Annotated in this window: 17 protein-coding genes and 4 pseudogenes; 7 read left to right on the plus strand and 14 right to left on the minus strand. The window is 62.5% G+C overall.

Annotation, left to right across the window (positions count from 1 at the left end):
* Window positions 1-131: 131 nt before the first annotated feature.
* Window positions 132-289 (plus strand): annotated as a pseudogene (locus ETQ85_RS26885) (IS5/IS1182 family transposase); the annotation flags it as partial.
* A 298-nt stretch (window positions 290-587) separates the two neighbouring features.
* Here the strand turns inward: ETQ85_RS26885 and ETQ85_RS05755 are convergent.
* From ETQ85_RS05755 to ETQ85_RS05780, 6 genes are read right to left on the minus strand one after another with little or no spacing between them, the layout of a single operon-like run.
* Window positions 588-1,073: a Mov34/MPN/PAD-1 family protein gene (locus ETQ85_RS05755; RefSeq protein WP_222862070.1), complete on the minus strand. Its 486-nt coding sequence runs from the start codon at window positions 1,071-1,073 to the stop codon at window positions 588-590.
* Window positions 1,049-2,707, minus strand: coding sequence for a ThiF family adenylyltransferase (locus ETQ85_RS05760; protein ID WP_222862071.1), 1,659 nt, complete (start codon window positions 2,705-2,707; stop codon window positions 1,049-1,051). Before ETQ85_RS05760 ends, ETQ85_RS05755 begins: the two co-directional genes overlap by 25 nt.
* A gap of 21 nt (window positions 2,708-2,728) precedes the next feature.
* Entirely contained in the window at window positions 2,729-3,901 is a 1,173-nt protein-coding gene (locus ETQ85_RS05765) for a CBASS cGAMP synthase (protein ID WP_148578103.1), read from the minus strand.
* The gene (locus tag ETQ85_RS05770; RefSeq protein ID WP_222862072.1) at window positions 3,895-4,917 is read right to left on the minus strand and encodes a CBASS cGAMP-activated phospholipase; all 1,023 of its coding nucleotides are present in this window, start codon (window positions 4,915-4,917) and stop codon (window positions 3,895-3,897) included. The genes ETQ85_RS05765 and ETQ85_RS05770 overlap by 7 nt, the downstream gene beginning before the upstream one ends.
* Window positions 4,917-5,237 carry a hypothetical protein gene (locus ETQ85_RS05775; protein WP_222862073.1) on the minus strand — a complete coding sequence of 107 codons (321 nt, stop codon included), beginning with the start codon at window positions 5,235-5,237 and terminating at the stop codon, window positions 4,917-4,919. The genes ETQ85_RS05770 and ETQ85_RS05775 overlap by 1 nt, the downstream gene beginning before the upstream one ends.
* A 30-nt stretch (window positions 5,238-5,267) precedes the next feature.
* On the minus strand, window positions 5,268-6,260 hold the full coding sequence (locus tag ETQ85_RS05780; RefSeq protein WP_222862074.1) for a helix-turn-helix transcriptional regulator: 993 nt from the start codon (window positions 6,258-6,260) through the stop codon (window positions 5,268-5,270).
* 192 nt (window positions 6,261-6,452) lie between these two features.
* On the opposite strand from ETQ85_RS05780, the pseudogene ETQ85_RS05785 reads away from it, so the two are divergent.
* Window positions 6,453-6,860: pseudogene (locus ETQ85_RS05785) on the plus strand (IS5/IS1182 family transposase); the annotation flags it as partial.
* A 154-nt stretch (window positions 6,861-7,014) separates the two neighbouring features.
* Here ETQ85_RS05785 and ETQ85_RS05790 read toward each other — a convergent pair.
* The 5 genes and pseudogenes from ETQ85_RS05790 to ETQ85_RS05810 all read right to left on the minus strand — a co-directional run.
* Complete coding sequence (locus ETQ85_RS05790) at window positions 7,015-8,208, minus strand: acetyl-CoA C-acyltransferase (protein WP_148578105.1); 1,194 nt, start codon at window positions 8,206-8,208, stop codon at window positions 7,015-7,017.
* A gap of 140 nt (window positions 8,209-8,348) precedes the next feature.
* A complete protein-coding gene (locus ETQ85_RS05795; RefSeq protein ID WP_148578106.1) occupies window positions 8,349-10,733 on the minus strand; it encodes a 3-hydroxyacyl-CoA dehydrogenase/enoyl-CoA hydratase family protein in 2,385 nt (794 codons plus the stop codon).
* Between the two features lie 53 nt (window positions 10,734-10,786).
* A complete protein-coding gene (locus tag ETQ85_RS05800; protein ID WP_148578107.1) occupies window positions 10,787-11,275 on the minus strand; it encodes an NAD(P)H-dependent oxidoreductase in 489 nt (162 codons plus the stop codon).
* Between the two features lie 49 nt (window positions 11,276-11,324).
* Window positions 11,325-11,594 (minus strand): annotated as a pseudogene (locus tag ETQ85_RS27355) (4-hydroxy-2-oxovalerate aldolase); the annotation flags it as partial.
* Window positions 11,594-12,025, minus strand: a pseudogene (locus ETQ85_RS05810) (acetaldehyde dehydrogenase (acetylating)); the annotation flags it as partial. The pseudogenes ETQ85_RS05810 and ETQ85_RS27355, both read right to left, overlap by 1 nt.
* 29 nt (window positions 12,026-12,054) lie before the next feature.
* Between ETQ85_RS05810 and ETQ85_RS05815 the strand changes: the two are divergent.
* The 3 genes from ETQ85_RS05815 (at window position 12,055) to ETQ85_RS27430 (ending at window position 13,862) form a co-directional block, all read left to right on the plus strand.
* The gene (locus ETQ85_RS05815) at window positions 12,055-12,543 is read left to right on the plus strand and encodes a LysR substrate-binding domain-containing protein (protein ID WP_246128626.1); all 489 of its coding nucleotides are present in this window, start codon (window positions 12,055-12,057) and stop codon (window positions 12,541-12,543) included.
* A gap of 76 nt (window positions 12,544-12,619) precedes the next feature.
* Complete coding sequence (locus ETQ85_RS05820) at window positions 12,620-13,618, plus strand: CBASS cGAMP-activated phospholipase (RefSeq protein ID WP_148578108.1); 999 nt, start codon at window positions 12,620-12,622, stop codon at window positions 13,616-13,618.
* 115 nt (window positions 13,619-13,733) lie between these two features.
* On the plus strand, window positions 13,734-13,862 hold the full coding sequence (locus ETQ85_RS27430) for a cyclic GMP-AMP synthase DncV-like nucleotidyltransferase (protein WP_425473120.1): 129 nt from the start codon (window positions 13,734-13,736) through the stop codon (window positions 13,860-13,862).
* A gap of 31 nt (window positions 13,863-13,893) precedes the next feature.
* Here ETQ85_RS27430 and ETQ85_RS05825 read toward each other — a convergent pair whose 3' ends face one another.
* From ETQ85_RS05825 to ETQ85_RS05835, 3 genes are read right to left on the minus strand one after another with little or no spacing between them, the layout of a single operon-like run.
* A complete protein-coding gene (locus ETQ85_RS05825) occupies window positions 13,894-14,364 on the minus strand; it encodes a Mov34/MPN/PAD-1 family protein (protein ID WP_148578109.1) in 471 nt (156 codons plus the stop codon).
* Window positions 14,352-15,968 carry a ThiF family adenylyltransferase gene (locus ETQ85_RS05830; protein ID WP_148578110.1) on the minus strand — a complete coding sequence of 539 codons (1,617 nt, stop codon included), beginning with the start codon at window positions 15,966-15,968 and terminating at the stop codon, window positions 14,352-14,354. Before ETQ85_RS05830 ends, ETQ85_RS05825 begins: the two co-directional genes overlap by 13 nt.
* Window positions 15,965-17,128, minus strand: a complete 1,164-nt coding sequence (locus ETQ85_RS05835; protein ID WP_148578111.1) for a CBASS cGAMP synthase — start codon at window positions 17,126-17,128, stop codon at window positions 15,965-15,967. The genes ETQ85_RS05830 and ETQ85_RS05835 overlap by 4 nt, the downstream gene beginning before the upstream one ends.
* Before the next feature lie 290 nt (window positions 17,129-17,418).
* Between ETQ85_RS05835 and ETQ85_RS05840 the strand changes: the two genes are divergently transcribed.
* Complete coding sequence (locus tag ETQ85_RS05840; RefSeq protein WP_222862075.1) at window positions 17,419-17,880, plus strand: hypothetical protein; 462 nt, start codon at window positions 17,419-17,421, stop codon at window positions 17,878-17,880.
* Window positions 17,880-18,566, plus strand: coding sequence for a hypothetical protein (locus ETQ85_RS05845; protein WP_148578112.1), 687 nt, complete (start codon window positions 17,880-17,882; stop codon window positions 18,564-18,566). Before ETQ85_RS05840 ends, ETQ85_RS05845 begins: the two co-directional genes overlap by 1 nt.
* The last annotated feature ends 6 nt before the right edge of the window (window positions 18,567-18,572 follow it).

The raw sequence follows: 18,572 nt of genomic DNA on the forward strand, positions 1-18,572 counted from the left end.
CGCAGGCTGAGGCCCCATGAGGCCTTGCCGAACCCTCCAGCATCCAGTGCAATGGCATTCACTTTCTGGAAGATTTGGAGCGCAGGTTTTCAACGACGACCCCGGATTCTTTCCGCGCCCGGCCGGACGTGATGCTCGATCTACGTCACCCGCTGGCGGTGTTGGCCACCCGCATGCCGTGGACCGGGATCGAATGGCGCTGGCGCCGTGCTTTGCCCTCAAGGGATCGCCAACCCAAGGGCGCCCGATCGAAGGTCTGGATCTGTTCGGCCCAACACTGCAGGTGGCGCCGCTGACCTGTGTGCCCGACCTCGAAATCGATCCGCCGCTTGTCGGTGTTCAGCTCGACCTTGATGACCTGCCACAGCGCTTGCAGCCCAAGGGATGCAGTGAAAAGGGCTTCGACCTGAAGACTCATTGCAACGTCTGGAATGCTGAGGAGAGTGGCGTTGAACCACCGATCACGCCGACCGGAAACCTGTCAAGCTCCACAGTTTTTGTAGGGTTTTACCACCATAATGTGGCCGGGCTCCGCCCTCTCACGCCTCTTATCACCTCGACGGCATGAATAGGCGGCCCCGTGGATACTAGGCGCTGACTAGTATGCACCGTTCGATCTCCACTCCTCCCGACAGACCCAGCCACAATTCGCCGCTCCACCCCACGATCAAGAACGCCATGGGCGTTTGCCGCTGACGACAGATCTTGTGCCACTCGTTGAGATCGGTCGCAGATGGGCTGGGATGGTGCTCCGGATGTGTATGCCATTCGCCCAAATAGTCCATCTTCCTGTCACTGGCGTTCCACTGGTGAAGGGCGATCTCCTGGTGATGGCGTGCGGAACGCTTGAACAGGTAGCGCCAGCCGCGATCACCGGCCTGCGGTGCTGTAGCCATGGTCACGTGCAAATGGGCACCGCGCCGGTACCCCAGCAGGATGCCACCGGATTCAGGCTTGCCGGTGCTGTCCTGCCAGTGCTTGTCCATCAACGCCAAGGGCTCGGCCTCGACGAGGACCAGCCCAGCGGTAAGGTGCAGGCCATGCCAGACTAGGGCCGAGCGCATGCTGGACATCCAGCCATCCGGGTCAGGTTTTGGCTCTTCACCTTGTATACATCCGCGTTTTCTTGGCTGCGCGTGCGAAAGCGCGGGGATGGATCCCCTTGAAGCCAGGCGCAAACCATATCGCTGGCAAGGGCCGCCGCGTGCATCGGGGCCGACACCGCATAAGGCGTGTACGCGCGGCATCCATCCGTGCGCCGCAAGGGCTCCGTCTTGAGCAAAGGAAACCGTTCCTGGCGATGGACGCGTGCGTTGGGAACGAGGAGACAGCGGTAGCAGGCCCCGCCTTCTGAATCTGCCCACAAGGCTTGCACAGACTCCCCATTGCCACGAATCCAGACGTGCAGCAGGGGTGTTGGGGTCCCGCGCTGTAGCCGTAGTCTATTGAGGTACTCGCTCACCGACTCCTCGCCCGTCGCATCGACGATCAGTTCAGCCGCGAACAGTTGCGAATGATCAAACGCGCTGCAGGCATGGGCTTCGATGGCCGAGTGGGGAAACTGGCGAAGTAGTTCGTCCGTCAAGGCTCCGGCCTTGGTTTGCATCAATGCGGGGTAGCCCAGAACATGACGTCCCAGGTTCTCCGGCCCAAGGTCATCGGGATCAATAAGTTTGAGTCGTCCGAGCTTGCCCGTGCCGGCGCCCAATCGCACCAGCGCGGCTGCAACGAACGAGCCGATTGCGCCGCATCCCACCACGGTTACCCGCTGGTTGTAGAGGTCCTTGTAGCTGAGGTTCCTGTTGTGCACGAAGCGACTGCCCACCTCGCGAAGCGCCATGCGGAACAGGTGCTGGGCGCCACCGGCGTTGTGCAGGTAATTCCGGTAGCGCTTGGGGCTGTTGGCGTATCCCAGCCGTTTGAGCTGATCCAAGTCGAAGCCAAAACCGAGCCACCCCACCAGAGTTTTCACCGCAAAGGCGGCATAGGTTTGCTGCAGGTAATCCTTCTCGCCGAGCGCTTTCTGGATCCCCGCATACAGGGTACAGTCCCAGCTCCGGACCCAAGCGAAGAGCTCCTTCACTGTCCGGGGCATCTGCGCCGGTACGCGCGGAGGGACAGTGGTCTGGAGCAACCAGCATCGATATCGTGATGCCGTCACGGCGGCCCCCAGTGTCCGAGCCAGCCGATGCGCTTCGTCCGGATCGCAGGATACGAGGGCATGCTTTCGTTCCCCCTGCCTCATGATGAAATACTTGGCGGTCGTTGCCTGCGGTTGGATGTCGCCCAGGAAAACGGTCCACGGCAAGGACAACTGCCCGTACTCCCAATGAGCCGGGAACTCGCTCTGGATGTCGTCGATGCGGTACTCCGGATCGGCGGCGATCCGGTCCAGCATGACAGTAGCTTGGTCCAGACATTGCGCCAACGCTATGGCGGGATCGTAGCTATCCAAGGTCACGGCGCCCGGCGCGAAGTAGCACAGATGGCCGAGGACATCGACGTGAGGCATAAGTGCGGGGAGAAAGGCCGGGCGCTCAGCCAACGAGATCCGAGGATATTCCAGGAAATTCCAGTCCTCGATGGTTAGTTTGACGGGCACCGGCCCTTTGGTGCACGGCAGCGAGCCCATAAAGACGCGACGAGGCGTCCGCGCGGCCACAGGATGAAATCCACGGCTTCGCAGCAGCCTCAGCGATTCACCCAACGCCGTCACGTGATCGTGCCTTCAGCCGGCCTTGGTGGAAGGGATTACCGGCGCCACCACGCGCGATGCGGGTGTGTTGCGGATGGTGTCCGAATCGCTGTCGAACTCCACACGCGTACTGTCCATCGGCAGACGCTCACCGAACTGCTGACGCAATCGGGCAACCACTACCTCCTTCTCGTGCAGTGCCGACTCGCGCGCCTGGAACAATTGCGCGGCCAAGCGACCGAAGAGCTGGGCGGCCGCCTCACGGTCGGCTTCCTGGAGTCGGTTGAAATCCTCCACGCCGTCATCGATTCCCGGCTCGCGGATTTCACCTAGGAAGGCGCGGCTTAGGCGCCGGGCGGCATCCTCCAGCGCACGATCGTCGCGGCCAGCGCGTGGTTCGAACCCCTGCGCCACTGCGATCATGATCGATACCGAGGTGGGGCCGCCCTGCTGCCACTGGTAGTCACGCCAAGCCTTCAGGCAGCGGCAGACCCGGCGCAGTTGCGGGCCGTGTTCCTCGAATCGGTCCATAAACCAGTTAGCGACGACCTCGGGGTCCGACGGCTTCCATTCACCCTTGCGCGTAGCCATGACCACGCTGTCCAAGTCTTCCCACTGTTGTCGGGTCTCAATGGCCTCCGCGAAATCGATGCTTTCCACGCTGGCGGAGTCGTACGAGGCATGGGCTTTGGCCAAGGCCACCGATTCGGTGATCTTCTCGAACTCCTCCATAGGTGCCGCATACAACGGGACATCAATGTGCGCCCAAGGGGCCACCTGGATGCGAATGCAAGTGGCCTTGCCGGGAAGCAGTTCCCACTCCTCCTTGTCGCAGAGCTCTTCTAAGAGTTGCTCGACCAAGACGAAGTAGGCCTTGGCCATGTCATGGGGCGGCCCGTTCTCCTCCCACACTGTGACCGGCAGATAGACCCCATAGTCCCAGTCCATTTCCTGGGGTGGCATCATGGCCGGCACGACGCATGTGTCGTAGGACCATGAGCCTTGCGTCCGGAAACGCGGCGTCACGCTGCGGTCCATACCAAGGACGGTTTTGGTGGCCAGGCTGATGCGCGGCTTGAGGTGGCTCTCGATCTTTTTGACACACGACCGCAGATAGCGGCGCTGCTCCATGTCAGGACGAATACGACTCTCGAACGCATCCGCATCCACGCCGCTTTGGAAGAATAGCTTGGGGAACTTTAGCATTGGGTTTCTCGGGCGGCGTTAGGGCCGTAGTAGAACTTCGGGGGAGCGCAGTGGTGGTGGAGAAACGCCTGACAGTCCTCGCGGCCCAGGCAAATCTTTGATTTCTCGGAGGCTGCGCCGATCAGCACTTCGCGCGCGGGCCCATTGGTCTTGTCCAGCGCAACAGCCCCGGCCCGCTCGTCGGTCAGCACATCATCCAATGGCACGTAGCGAGCTCCCAGACGATGCTGGAGCATGAAGTCACAGAGCGACTCCTGGACCGAGATCGACAGCCCAAACAGCCGCTTTGGCATATTGGCGGGATGGATGCCACCCCAGTCGTAGGTTCCTCCATTGCGGTTGCGGCAAGGGTCCGCCGTAAACTTCGAGGACATTGTGCCAATTGACATCATGTGCACGGACTCGGGCTGTTGCCCGAGAAAGGTCTGGGCCTCGTGAAGAGCCAGCAGCCCGGGTGCATTGGCGTAAAGGCCGCCATCCACGTACTGGTTGTTGTTGAAAGTGTGCCTGGGAAAATATGCGGGGGCCGCACTCGTCGCTAGGGCAACATCCACCAAGCGGAACTGATGGTCGCGCTTGAACGACGCGTGATGGGGCGTCTTGAACAGTTGCGGCTGTCCCGCCGAATAGTTGATCGCGGGCACAATGACCGGATGCTTGCAGGCGCCCAGCGTCTTCTCGCCGAAAAGTTCCGTTGCGCTCAGTAGTCGCTTCAGGGGCTCCGGGGAGTATGGGGCGCGCACGATCCCCCACAGTGAGAAGCGGCGTCTGAAGATCTCCTGCCCATGTTGCTCGAAGAGTTTGACCATCTGCTCGGCGGGAATCTCCATAGCGACCGCCAGGGCCAGGATTCCGCCAATGGACGTGCCAGCGATCAAGTCGAACCGCCGGGCGATGGGGCCACCGATATCCTCTTCAAGATCAGCCAGGATCTTGGCCGTGTAGAGCCCACGATAGCCCCCTCCGGAAAGCGCCAGTACCTGAAAGCGCGCTTGTTCTGAATCCATCTTTTGCATTAGGCCTCGATGGTGTGGGTCCAAACAGGAAGCCCACTTTCAGATAGGTATTCCACCAGCGGCGGACTACCAAAGAACTGAACTCGGCCACCGGACATAAAAGCCAGGGCCGACTGATCGACTCGTAGATTGGCACGCCTGGCTTTGGCAGTCAGTTCTGCGAGAAGCTGGGCGTTGTCATCGCGTGCGCCGGATGAGGACCGCGCCTCGAAGACAGCAAAATTAATCCAACCGCCGCTACGGGCATGCTCACGAAGATGGGCGAGATTGACCCTCATTGATTCCTCCTTGTCCAAATCTATCCCGAACATGAAGGGCATTATTACGCCGGTAGTAGCTCAATTAGTGACCTAGTAACTTTCGAGTAGCGAATTTCTTGTTGCTGCGGCGCACAGCAAGACGTGTAATTTGCGTCGCAATTCGGGGGGACCAAGCACCTCTACTTCCGGGCTGTGGCGCAGGAGGTCCATGATCAGTTCCTGATCATTTGAGTAGGGTACCTCTAGCATATAGCTGCCATCTTCTAGGTAGGAGCTCGTCTGGTCATGGTGCCAGGTCTCCTTACCAACCCATTGGGCGCGATCCGAAGTGAATTTCAAGAGTGCTCGGTGCGCGGCTGCTCCGGCGAAGATCCCATAGCCGCTGCGAAAGTGCTCTTGCATCTCCTTGGGACTAACCTCAATGGCAAGTTCGTCGAGTACTCGAATGGACTGAATTGCATCGAGCGCAAACGAGCGGAGTGCGTTCTTACTGTGGCACCAAGCGTCGAGGATCCAGTTCTCTCGATAGTGCACCAGTTGCTGCGGAGAAATGACTCTTCTTGTGCTCTCCTTGCGGTCCCGATTCCAATACTCTATGTACAGGCGCTTGCCTTCCACCAGTCCGCTAGCTATTTGCTGGAAGTGCTTTGACTCGACCTTACGCGGTGCGAAATGAATTAGACGAAGTTTGTGCTCGATAGAGTGTTCTGAAATGGTGCCTTCTGCCAGCATGCTGCGAAGCCGCGATTTCAGAGGAGCGACATGCTCCTTGAGCAGACCAGGCTGAACACCTTCGACAAGGTGCAACATAGTTAAAAGTGCGATGACTTCTGATGAGTCGAACCAAACTCCCGGTAGTTCAAATCTACCTCCTTCAGCCAGATCGTCCCGAATGACCCATCCGCGTTTAGTCCTATCCCATTCGAGCGGGCATCCAACACGGTCTCGAAGAAAGTCAAAGTCCCGCTTGAGCGTTGCCTCTGAAACTTCCAGTTCCTCCTTAAGGAACGACATTGAAGCCGAACCGCGCTGGCGTATGAAGCTGACAATTTTCGTGATGCGCTCTATGCAAACCTTGGACACTCTCCCTCCCTTGGACAGATATCGCTGCGTCCGCTAAGCCCTTGAGGCGGAGTAGAATTATGCCTGAAAAATACACTTGAGGCCCGAGAGCTAGATCAGTGGCGAGTTGCAGCGTAAGCACCCGGCCAACCCATCTTGCCCATGCTCTTCAGGGCTTAGCTGCGTCAGCCCGCTTCCAGCGATGGGGCATCCGGCATTGCCACCACCGAGAAAGGCAACCTGATCGTCGGCGCCCGGGCCTTTCCCGGCAATCCCTACGACGGCCACACCCTCGCCGAGCAGATCGAGCAGGCGACGATCCTGATGCAGGACGTCAAAGACGCCCCGAAGCCCCACACCACCATCGTCGATCTGGGCTATCGGGGTGTCGAAGTGCCGGGGGTCGAGATCATCCACCGCGGCCGGATCAAGAGCCTGAGCGCCAAGGCCCGCCGCCTGCTTAGACGGCGTCATGCAGTCGAGCCGGTGATCGGGCATCTGAAGGACGACCGCGGACTATGGCGGAACTGGCTGAAAGGATCGGAAGGGGATGTGCTGAACCCGGTGCTGTGTGCCGCCGGGTACAACCTGCTCTGGTTGATGCGGGCCATTGCCCGGCTGGGGCTGAAGGCCCTTTTTGCGCTCTGCGTGCTGGTCGGGATGCGTCGAAAACTGAGCAGCTGCAGGCTCGCAAACTGGGCGACCAGCTGGACAATATAGTCGAAAGCAGGTTGCGTCATCGAGGCCTACCCAGCCACCAAGTTGCGCAGAGCCGTCACACCCTCTCGAACACCCCCGCCGCCCCCATCCCGGTGCCGATGCACATCGAGATCATCCCGACCCGCGCCTGCCCCCGCTGCATCGCGCTCATCAGCGTGGCCGCGCGGATCGCGCCGGTGGCGCCCAGCGGGTGGCCCAGCGCGATGGCGCCGCCCTGGGGGTTCACCTTGGCCGGGTCAAGATCGAGCTGCCGCGCCACCGCCAGCGCCTGGGCGGCGAAGGCCTCGTTGAGCTCGATCCAGTCGAGCTCGCCCTGCCCTATGCCCGCCGCCTTGAGGGCCCGCGGGATCGCCTCGACCGGGCCGATGCCCATGATCTCCGGCGGCACGCCGGCCACCGCGTAGCTGCGGAAGCGGGCGATCGGCGTCACGCCGTAGCGCTTCACCGCCGCCTCCGACATCAGCAGCACCGCGCCGGCACCGTCCGACATCTGGGAGCTGTTGCCGGCCGTCACCGAACCGCGGGCGGCGAACACCGGCTTCAACTTGCCGAGGGTCGCCGGCGAGGCATCGGCCCGCGGGCCTTCGTCGGTGTCGCACAGGCGCTCCGTCACGCGCACCGCGCCGCCCTCGCCCGGCTTATAGCTGCTCACCAGGTAGGGCGTGATCTCGTCCTTGAAGGCACCGGCGGCAATCGCGGCCACTGCGCGCCGGTTGGACTCGGCCGCGAAGGCGTCCTGGTCCTCGCGGCTGACTTTCCATTGCTGGGCCACCTTCTCGGCGGTGAGGCCCATGCCGTAGGCGATGGCGAGGTTCTCGTCGTGGGCGAAGATGGCCGGGTTCAGCGAGATCTTGTTGCCCATGATCTGCGGCATCACGCTCATGCTCTCGGTGCCGGCGGCGATCATCACATCGGCCTCGCCCAGGCGGATGCGCGCCGCGGCATCGGCCACCGCCTGCAGGCCCGACGAGCAGAAGCGGTTGATGGTGATGCCCGGCACCGTGTTGGGCAACCCGGCCAGCAGCAGGCCGATGCGCGCCACGTTCATGCCCTGCTCGGCCTCGGGCATCGCGCAGCCGACGATCACGTCGCCGATCTCGCTGGCGTCGAGGCCCGGCACCTTGGCGACGACGGCCTTCAGCACGTGGGCCAGCATGTCGTCGGGGCGCACGCTCTTGAACATGCCGTTGCGCTTGGCGACCGGGGTGCGGGTGGCGGCGACGATGTAGGCGTCCTGGATCTGTTTCATGGAGTTCTCCTGGTTCAGTAAGGAGTAAGAGGTGAAGAGTGAGGAGATCGGCCACAACGCGCCTGCGCTGACGATCGCAAGTGCACAAGACCCAAACAAGGCCTCCTATCTCCTAACTCCTTCCTCCTCACTGCCTCAAATCAGTTGCGCAGCGGCTTGCCGGTTTCCAGCATGTGCAAGATGCGTTGCTGGGTCTTTTCGGTCTTCAGCAGGTCGACGAAGAGCGCCCGCTCCACGTCCAGGAGCCACTGCTCGGGCACCCGGGCGTTGCTGTCGACTTCGCCGCCGCACAGGGCGGTGGCGGCAGCCTTGGCGACGCGGTAATCCCAGGCCGAGATGAAGCCGCCTTCCTGCATGTTGATCAGCATCATCTCGCATGTGGCGATGCCGTTACGGCCGGCCACCGGCACCGCGCGCTGCACCGGGGTCGGCTGCCAGCCGGCCTCGGCGAGGGCCCGGGCACGGTGCAGGGCGACGTGCAGCAGCTCGCGGGCGTTGAAAACGATGTCGTCGGAGGGCTTGGCAAAGCCCAGCTCAACCGCCTGCAGCGCACTCTTCGAGACATTGGCCATGGCGATGGTCTGGAAGCTGTTCTGGATGAAGGGGAAGACGTCACCACCGGCGGCCCGGGCGGCCAGCGCCGCGGCCTGCAGCGCGAACTCCTTGCAGCCGCCACCGGCCGGGATCAGCCCGACACCCGCCTCGACGAGGCCGACATAGCTCTCCAGCGCCAGCACCCGATGGCTGGCGTGCATCACGAACTCGCATCCGCCGCCCAGTGCCATGCCCTGCACCGCGGCGACGGTGGGCACGGCGGAATGCTTCAAGGCCATCGAGACCTGCTGGAACTTGGCGACGGTCTTTTCGAGGAGGTCGAACTGGCCGGCCTGGCAGGCCTCGGCGACCTGCTGCAGGTTGGCGCCCACCGCGAAGGGCGCGTCGTGCCAGATCACCAGGCCGTCCAGGTCGCGCTCGGCGCGGGCGATGGCTTCGAGCAGGCCGTCCATCACCTCGTTGCCGATGGCGTGCATCTTGGACTTGAAGGAGACGATGCCGATGCGGGCGTCCCGCGCCGGCAGGCACCACAGGCGCACGCCCTCGTTCTCCCACAGGGTGAGGCCGGCATCGGGCGCGGCTTCGCCGAGCACCTGCTCGGGGTAGAGCTGGCGGCCATACACCGGCAGGTCCCGCCGCGGCTTGAGGGTGGATTCCGCGGCGCTCCACGAACCCTCGGCAGCATGCACACCCTGGCGGCCGTCGAAGACCCAGGCCGGCAACGGCGCGGCGCTCATCGCCAGGCCGGCGTCGATGTCGGCCTGGATGGCCTCGGCGGTGGCCTGCCAGCCGGCGGCCTGCCAGGTCTCGAAGGGGCCCTGCGCCCAGCCGAAGCCCCAGCGCATGGCGAGGTCCACGTCACGGGCGTTGTCGGCGATGGCGCCGAGCTGCACCGCGCAGTAGTGGAAGACGTCGCGGAAGATCGCCCACAGGAACTGCGCCTGGGGGTGCTGGCTGGCGCGCAGCTGGGCGAACTTGTCGGCCGGGTTGCGGTTCTTGAGGATCGCCAGCACCTCGGGGGCGACTTCACCGGCGCTGGGGCGGTAGGCCTGGGTGGCGAGATCCAGCACGGTGATGGTCTTGCCGTCCTTCTTGTAGATGCCGCCGCGGGTCTTCTGGCCCAGCGCACCCTGGGCGATGAGGCCGGCGAGCCAGTCGGGGTTCTTGAAGTGGGCGTGCCAGGGGTCGTCCGGCAGGGTAGCCTGCATGGTGCCGACGACGTGGGCCAGGGTGTCGAGGCCGACCACGTCGGCGGTGCGGTAGGTGGCGCTCTTGGGGCGGCCGATCAGCGGGCCGGTGAGGGCGTCGACTTCGTCGAAACCCAGGCCGAGGCGCGCGGTGTGGTGCATCACCGCCAGGATCGAGAACACGCCTACACGGTTGGCGACGAAGTTGGGGGTGTCCTTGGCGCGGACGATGCTCTTGCCGAGCCGGGTGGTGAGCCAGGCTTCCAGGTCGTCGAGCATGGCCGGCTGGGTGCGGGCGGTGGCGATCAGCTCGACCAGCGCCATGTAGCGCGGCGGGTTGAAGAAGTGGATGCCGCAGAAGCGGTCGCGCAGGGCTTCGGGCAGGCCGGCGTCGAGGGCGGCGATGGAGAGCCCTGAGGTGTTGGAGGCGAAGATGGCGTCCGGGCGGATGAAGGGGGCGACCTTGGCGTAGAGGTCGAGCTTCCACTCCAGCTTCTCGGCGATGGCCTCGATGATGAGGTCGCAGCCACGCAGCTGTTCGAGGCCATCGCCGTAGTTGGCCACGTCGATGAACTGGGCCCTGTCCTTGGTGGCGAGGGGCGCCGGATCGAGCTTTTTAAGGCCGTCGATGGCCTTCCTGGCGATGCCGCTGGGGTCGCCCTCCTTGGCCGGCAGGTCGAACAGGACCACCGGCACGCCGGCGTTGGCGCAGTGGGCGGCGATCTGTGCCCCCATCACGCCGGCGCCCAGCACCGCCACTTTGCGAATGATCAGTCTGCTCATGCGTTTCTCCTTTTGGCTCGCCCCGTAAGCGGGCCATCGTTATGGTTCATCCCTCAGCCGACGCGGCTCTTGGGGCGAAGGTTCTCGTCAAAATCTGCCATCGAGGGAAAGACCAACGGCGGGCGCGCATCCAGGGTCAGCAAATGCCGGCGATAGCCCTCGAGGACTTCGGCCCGGGCCTCCGGACTGATATAGGGCACATGGTAGGCCGCAAAGGGAGGAAGGACAGTGAGCCCCACATAGGCGAGCATGCCGCGCAGGATGGGCTGGAGCATCACTTCCAGTTCACCGTGGATCGCCCCCGGCCCGAACATGTGCGGCTGCCCGCCAAGCGAGAAAGCCAGCATCGCCGACTTGCCCTCCAGTCCGCCCCGGTCGTAGATACGCTTGCCGCCATAGCAGAAGCCTGAGATGAAGACCCGGTCGATCCAGCCTTTCATGATCGCCGGCATGCTGTACCAGTAGATCGGAAAATTGAAGATGATCAGGTCGGCCCACTTGACCTTCTCGATCTCCGCCGCAATGTCGGGCGCCACCGGCATCGTAGGCCGACTGCAGCTCGCGCATGGTGCCAAGGCCCGGCACGAGGAGGATCGAAATCTTGGCCTGCTTCATCCTGGACGCAACGGCGTTGATGTATTCCTCGTTGCTGGCCAGCGCAAAGCCGTGCTGCAGGGAGTTGCCGCCCAGGCCGGCGCCGTGGGTCACCTGGATGTAGGGCATGCCGGCCTCGTCAAGCGCGGTGCCAACCTTGACCATCTGCTCGACGCTGATCTGTTCGCGCTTGGCGTGCATGCCGTCGCGCAGGCACATGTCATGCAGAACGACCTTGCGGCCCTTGAGGTTGAGGGTGCTGTTCATCAGACGGACTCCACGGCTTTGAGTTGGATCTTTCCGGCAAGGATCTCCTCGGCGAACATTTCGGCCGTGCGGGTGGCCGCAGCGGTCATGATGTCGAGGTTGCCTGCGTACTTCGGCAGGTAGTCGCCCAGGCCGGCGACTTCCATGAAGACCGAAACCCGGTGGCCGCGCGGGGTTTCATCGAAGATCGGGCCATTGACCAGGCGATAGCCGGGCACGTATTTCTGCACTTCCTTGATCATTTCCAGCACCGAGGCGGTAATGCGGGCTTCGTCGGGGGCCTCGTCGGTGACGCAGAAGATCGTGTTGCGCATGATCAGCGGCGGCTCGGCAGGGTTGATCACCGCCAGGGCCTTGCCAGTGCGCGCCCCCCCCACCACCTTGATGGCGTTGGAGGTGGTGTAGGTGAACTCGTCGAGGTTGGCGCGCGTATCCTGGCGTGAAGGTGGTGCTTCACACCATGACCAAGGCCGAACAGCTCGAAGCCCTGCGACAACGCCGCATCACCGTGGGATTCAATCGGATGCTGGCACCGGAACCCGACTTCGGCACGGAACTCGTGACGACTGAGAAGCTACTGCTGGCGGTCAATGAAAGCGATCCTCTCGCCGACTGCCAGGAGATTCCCTTTTCGGAACTGGCTCACCACCCGCTGGTGGTTTTTCCGACTGGCGCGCGACCGAACTTCATCGACAAGGTGATGGCGCTCTGCAACGAATGCAAATTCACGCCCAACATCTCCCAGGAGGTGGGAGACGCGGTGACGGGGGTGGCCTTGGTGGCCAGCGGCTTCGGAGTGTGCCTGGTCCCCGAGTCAGCCACCACCCTGCAACTTCCGGGCGTCGTTTATCGCTCGCTGCGGGACGTTCCGCCCCAGGGTCGGTGTCGTCGACCTGACCTGCATCTACCGGCTGGACGACCAGTCTCCGCTACTGGGCGCCTTTCTTGAGACAGTCCGCGCTTTTCGCGAGGAAACCGCCTGATTGGTATCCTTAACCCCCAAAACCTAGATAGGGAGAGAAAGTATGTCGTGGACCAAGGATCGGCCCTTTCAGGCGTTGGCATTGACCGGCGGAGGCTATCGAGGCCTGTTCACGGCGCGCGCACTGCAGGAGATGGAAGATCATGTCGGCGAGCCCATCGGCCGACGGTTTGACCTGTCTTATGGCACCTCGATCGGCGGGATCATCGCGCTGGCCGTGGCGTTCGAAGTCCCAATGCAGAAGGTGGTGCAAGCCTTCGAGAAGTCAGGAGAAAGGATCTTCCCCCCGCGCGAAAAGCCTACAACGCGCATCGGCAAAGGCTGGGACATCGCAAAGCACTGGAACCGGCCGCGCTACCGCTCCCAGGCCCTGCGTGAAGTGATCACGAGCCTGATCCCCGAGGAGGCCACCCTCAACGACGCCAAACACGCCGTCGGCATCCCCGCAGTAAATGTCACCAGCGGCCGGCCGCAGGTCTTCAAGACCCGGCACAAGGCCGAGTGGACTCGCGACTGGAAGTACCGGGCGGTGGACGTGGCCCTGGCGACCTCAGCAGCCCCGACGTTCTTCGAGCTGGCTGAGCTCGACGGCCACCGCTACGCCGACGGTGGCCTGTATGCCAACGCGCCGGATTTGTTGGCGCTTCACGAGGCCGAACATTTCTTCAGCGTGCCTAGTGACGCCGTCCGCATCCTCAGTGTAGGCACGACGACCAACATGTACTCCCTGTCCTTCGAGTCTGGCTGCGAGTTGGGCATTCAAGGTTGGATGGATGACAACCGCCTCTTCTCCGTCACGATCTCATCGCAGCAGCAGTTGGTGGACCAGCTGATGCAGCACAAGCTCGGGGATCGGTATTTCCGCCTCGACGCGCTCCCGTCCAACGAGCAGGCCAAGGATCTCGGCCTGGACGTAGCCACCGGAGCTGCACGGCGCACGCTGTTGGCCTTGGGCAAGAAAGCGGCTAGTGACATACTTAACACGAAGTTGGCGCCATTCCTTGAGCACGAACCCCAGTTGACCCTGGTCCGGGGAGGCTGAAGTAGGTCACACCAGTTCGCTGTTCAACGGCGCAGCAGCGCGGGTTCTTGCAAGCCAGTTGGAACGACCTAGCCGAGCACCGACAGGCTCGTTCAAGGTCAAGCGCAGCTAGTCAATTTCCACGTGGCTTCAAGGCCCCTACAAGTACGGCACGCTGATCAAGCCCGTCCACCCGGGCAAAGAATACGACGTCGACCTTGGCATCATCTCCCCGCTCCCGCACGGCCGGTGGACACTAGTTTGAGCATGAAGCGCCGACGTTGATCCGGCAGCCTTCAGTAAGGCCTGAGCAGTTGCCGGCGACCGTTGCCGTGCGTCAACTCCACATGCAAGCTGTGTCGACCCACGATAACCGCCAGCAGCGGACGCTTGTCGGCGCGCGCCTTGGCCAGTTTTCGCCACTCTTCCAGGTCGATGGCTGAGGGTGTGGGAATGTCTTGCGGGTGCGTATGCCACTCGCCGATGTAGCGTGTCGTGCCTCCAGTGGAGCGCCAGAGTCGTTTCGCCACTGCGCGGTGCCCGAACGGCAACCGTTCGAAGAGATAGCGGAGCTGGCGGTCCAGACGCGTGGGCGTGGTGGCCACAGTAACCAGCAGGCCGCGCTCGTGGACGGTCCCCAGCAGCACGCCGCCGCTCTCCGGGAGATCGCCCGACTGGACGTTCCTCTCGAACACGCCGCGGACGTTGTCGGAGAAGTTCAGCAGGACGCTGCCGTCGGGCAGCGACCAGTCACTCACGTGGCGCATGCGGGGCATCCTTCGTACCTTTGGGGCGAGCAATCCTTGAAATGGACCTCGCGAGACTGATCAAGCACGCGCGTTCTAAAGCTGGGTGAGTCGGCGCCATCCAGCCAGGCCTGCACCATCTCCATTGCGAGAGCAGCCGCCTGCACGGACGCTGAAGCAGGGAAGGGAACGTACAGGCCTTCGCAGCCATGCCCCTTCATGATGACCTCCGGCGGCACGTCGAACACGCGATACGGGTCTCTCAGGGGCGGTTGTGACACGCAGCGAGCACAGGCGTGCTCTGGCTTGGCCTTCAGCAGAGCACGGACGGCCAAGCCAGAGCCTTCTACCCAAGCCGACAAGAACGGCACCTTGTCCGCGTACTTCCACGTGAGCCAATCAGTCAGGCCCTGCTCCCCGGTGGCGTCAATCAGCAGATCCAGCGGCCCCATGTTCGCAGCCTTGACATCCCCCACGACGGCCGCCGCGTCGATCCCCGGCGCCACACGCCTGAGCTCATCGCACATCGCCTCCGCTTTCTTCTTGATCAGGGCGTCGAAACCGAGGCGATGGCGTCCAAGGTTGCCAGGCTCAAGCGAGCCCATGTCCACCAACGTCAGCTTCCCGCCGATCGTGCCCGCGCCTGCCTTCGCAAGCATCTCGGCGAGGTAGCCACCGATGGTTCCGCACCCAACCAGCCCGACCTTGAGCCCAGCAAGGGTCTTTGAGCCGGGGAGGTTGCGCTCAGCAAGGTACCGGTCGTCGATGCGGCACACCAAAATTCGGTGGATCGGCAGGCGGTAGAGTATCTCGCGCAGCGACGACTTGTTGTCCGTTCCGGCGGGATCGCGCTTGAGGGTCACCGCGACACCGTACTGAACCTGTGGAGAATCAATCAGAACCAGCACCCGGGGTACCTTCACCCGAAACATCTCCATGAGGCGTTGCTCGATCTTCTTCCGGCACGTCGAGTCCAGCGTGTTTTGCCACTTCAGGAAGGCCTGCATGGTCTTGGGCGGCCAGCTTTCCTGCAACGGCATCGGTCTTGCCTTGGTGCGCACGCGAAACGCAGGCAACTTGACCTTGGGCAAGTCAAGGCCGATGGTTTCCAGCTTTGCGTGAGTACGAGCCCTGTCGTCCGTGACGATGCTCGTCTTTCCTCCGAACGTGTAGGCGTCCAGACTGCCGGGGCGACGCTCATCGACGTCCAGCATGCACCAGTCTCGGCCCCATGTGATGTGAAACTCCTCCGCCAGATCCTCGACCATTTTGCCGGCCAGAATGTCTTCCAAGACTTGTTCAGCACGGTCAAGGCAAGCCATCGTCTGGCGGATCGGATCAAAGAAATCGAAGATGACTGAGCCCAGCGCCAGATAGCACAGGTACCCGTCCCCGCTGAGGTGCGGCTGCAGTTCAGGGCGTCCCGGCGGAACCGGCGTCAGCCAGACACGGGGAAACTCATCGAGCCCCGGCGAGACAGCCAGCTCACAAGGGTAGTTCTTCGCCTTCAATCGCAGCTCGCCGGCAAACCTCATCCAGCCGCGCCCATCACGCCTCATATACGAAAAGCCGCGCTGGTGCAGCGCTGCGGTCAGGTCCGGAATCGCGATCTTGGCGAATTTCATCCGGCGCGTGTCCGCCCAACCAGTTCGGACGGGCCGGCGATCGCTGGGGAGGAGGCGATAGCAGCCGCCACTGCCGAAGCCACCGTGCCCACCTTCACGCGGTCGGGACGGTTAGGAAAGCGCGGCCCGAAAAGGCCCTGCAACCACGCGCATGCCTGCTCTGCGTTGCCGGCGTCCAGGGCCGCCTGGAGTCGGCGGCCCAAATCCTCGAACCGCAGCGCCGCCTGTTCGACCATGTCCACGTCAGTGCTTGATGCCCTCAGGCGGTCGGTCAGCGACTCCTTCGGGTTGACGGGGTTGCTGACACCCTTGCGCAGCGCCGCCGGCAGCTGCTTCACGACGTCAACCAGCGCCTGATCATCACGACGATCCTGCTTCACGAACAGCGGTGCCGCCGCCGCCATCAGCAGGATTGAGCTGGGGCCGCCCGACTTCCAGGTCCAATCGCGATAGGCCTTGATGTAGCGCACAACGCGGCGAAGCTGCTCGCCCTTGGTCTCGACTTGGTCGACGAACCACTCCTTCACCGGGCGGGGGTCGGAGTGCATCCAGCCTTCCTCGCGGTGCGCCAACAGCACCTTCGTCTTGGGCAGTTCTTCCCAGCTTTCCATCGCTGCTTCAGCGAAGTTGAGGGCGTCGAGGGCTGCGCGCTTGACGTTCTCCGCCTTGACGAGGGTCTCAAACTCGTTATCCGGAATCGCGTACAGGGGAATGTCGATGTGCGCGAGCTCGTTGATCTCCACCCGGATGCAGGTGGGTTTCCCGGAGAGCTTCCAGCCTCTCTTCTCCACCAGGTGAGCCAATGCCTTCTCGGCCACGCCGAAGAATACTTCCGCCGCGACGCTGGGGCTGTCGGTCTGGTTCAGGAAGCCTAGCGGCAGATAGCACCCGTCGTCGACGTCGGCCTGCTGGGGCCGCTGCGCGGGAGCATTCAGCGTCTTGTAGGCCCAGGAACCCTGGGTGAAGAAGCGTGGTTGCGGGACCTTGCCTGGGTGGCCTTCCGCCGCGTAGACGCGGGGAATGCCGTCCCGCAATGCCATTCTGACGTCATTCTTGGCAGCAGCGATGTCCTTGCGATCGTCGTCGCGCAGACTGAGGTTGTCGAAGAGACAGGGTTCAAATTCGACTTCGGTGTAGAAAAGGGCGCTCAGGTTCAGCATTGGCAGTCGGGCATGTTTGTGATTGACGGCGCGACGCGTGTCCAGACGCGTCGCCTGCAAGCGCCGAGCCACCCATTCCGCCCTTTAACCGGCAACTGCGCTAAAAGGTACTGAGGATTCGGCATGTCAGCATATGGTGTTGGGCTTATTTTTTTCAAGAGACCAACAGCGTAAAAGGTATAGTACCCAAAAAGCTCAGGCGAAACCTACCAGTCAGCGCCAAAACAATACCCATAAAATATATATGACATTTAGGTGTACGGGCTGGCGCCTGTGTGGAGGTTAATCCTTTGCATACTCCTGAAGCATTCAGCGCTCTTCAACTGCTGCGTCACGCTGCCCCAAAACTCCCCAGCGACTTCGTGGGGCTGGGCATTGTGTTTTACGACTCGCTGATGTCGCTGCCTCATCTTCAGCTTGAAGTCGTGGGAGATGAGCGTTTCGACCTGCCGGTACTAGGGCTCGAACTCATATGCGATGTGCTTGCCCGAACAGCGCGCCAGTCTTCTCCCTGGCACGACGGTTTCCACTTCGTGCACGCCAGCTCGGGGTCACTCACCCACCTCTGCCAGTTTATCGCACCGCCATTGCCCAACGCGTCAGACGCCACGCCCCGTGCCAGCGGCGCTAGGCACATGACGGCGCTCCTGGCATCGCAGGTGGTCGGCATCGCGTCAATCGGGCTTCTGACCCACGAACACGCGGCTTCCATCTATGAGGCCGGACGACTGACTTGGAGCGAAATCCTCTGATGCTGCCTGTTAGCCTGACCTACGCCGACTTGCTGCGGCTGCTCAAGTGCTGCAGCTGTGTTGTGGCGGCTGTGACCGCGCTCATAGTTTCCTTCCGTCTCACGGAACTGCAGCAGCATCCGTTGAAGGTCATGTGGCAAAGCATCACCACGGCGCTGGCTGTTCCGCCGCTGATGATCTGGGCTTTGTCGAACCTGCAGTGGAAATATCCAAAGTTGGCCCTCCTCATGGGCAAGCGCATGGTTCATGGACTATGGTGGGGAGAGTTGAAGTCCGAGTTCAAACCGTCCGAGGGGGCTGATCCGCTGCCGTCCATTCCGATCGCGTTCGTGGTCCAGCAGAGCTATTTCTTCTTGACCATCCAGTCTTATACGCCTGGCCTACCGGCCAGATCCACGCTGGAAATCATGGCGGTGGACCCGCGGAGTTCAATAGGTCAGCTTCAGTACGTCTTTGAGATGCGGCGGATGCAGGATGCCGAGGACAAAATCACCATCGGCTACGGTGACCTTCAGCTTACTTCCGGTGACCAGCGGCTGGAGGGCTACTACTGGACCAACTCGCCTACTCGGGGTCGCATTTCGCTGGATCTCCTGACGCGGGACTTCAACGGCATCGGCTCGTTTGCTGACGCCCAGAGAGCTCGTGCCGAGTTGCTGAAGATCGCGGGCTCAGCCGATATTTAACAAATT

The sequence above is a fragment of the Zoogloea oleivorans genome, assembly GCF_008107625.1.
In the GTDB taxonomy this organism is placed as follows: Bacteria; Pseudomonadota; Gammaproteobacteria; order Burkholderiales; family Rhodocyclaceae; genus Zoogloea; species Zoogloea oleivorans.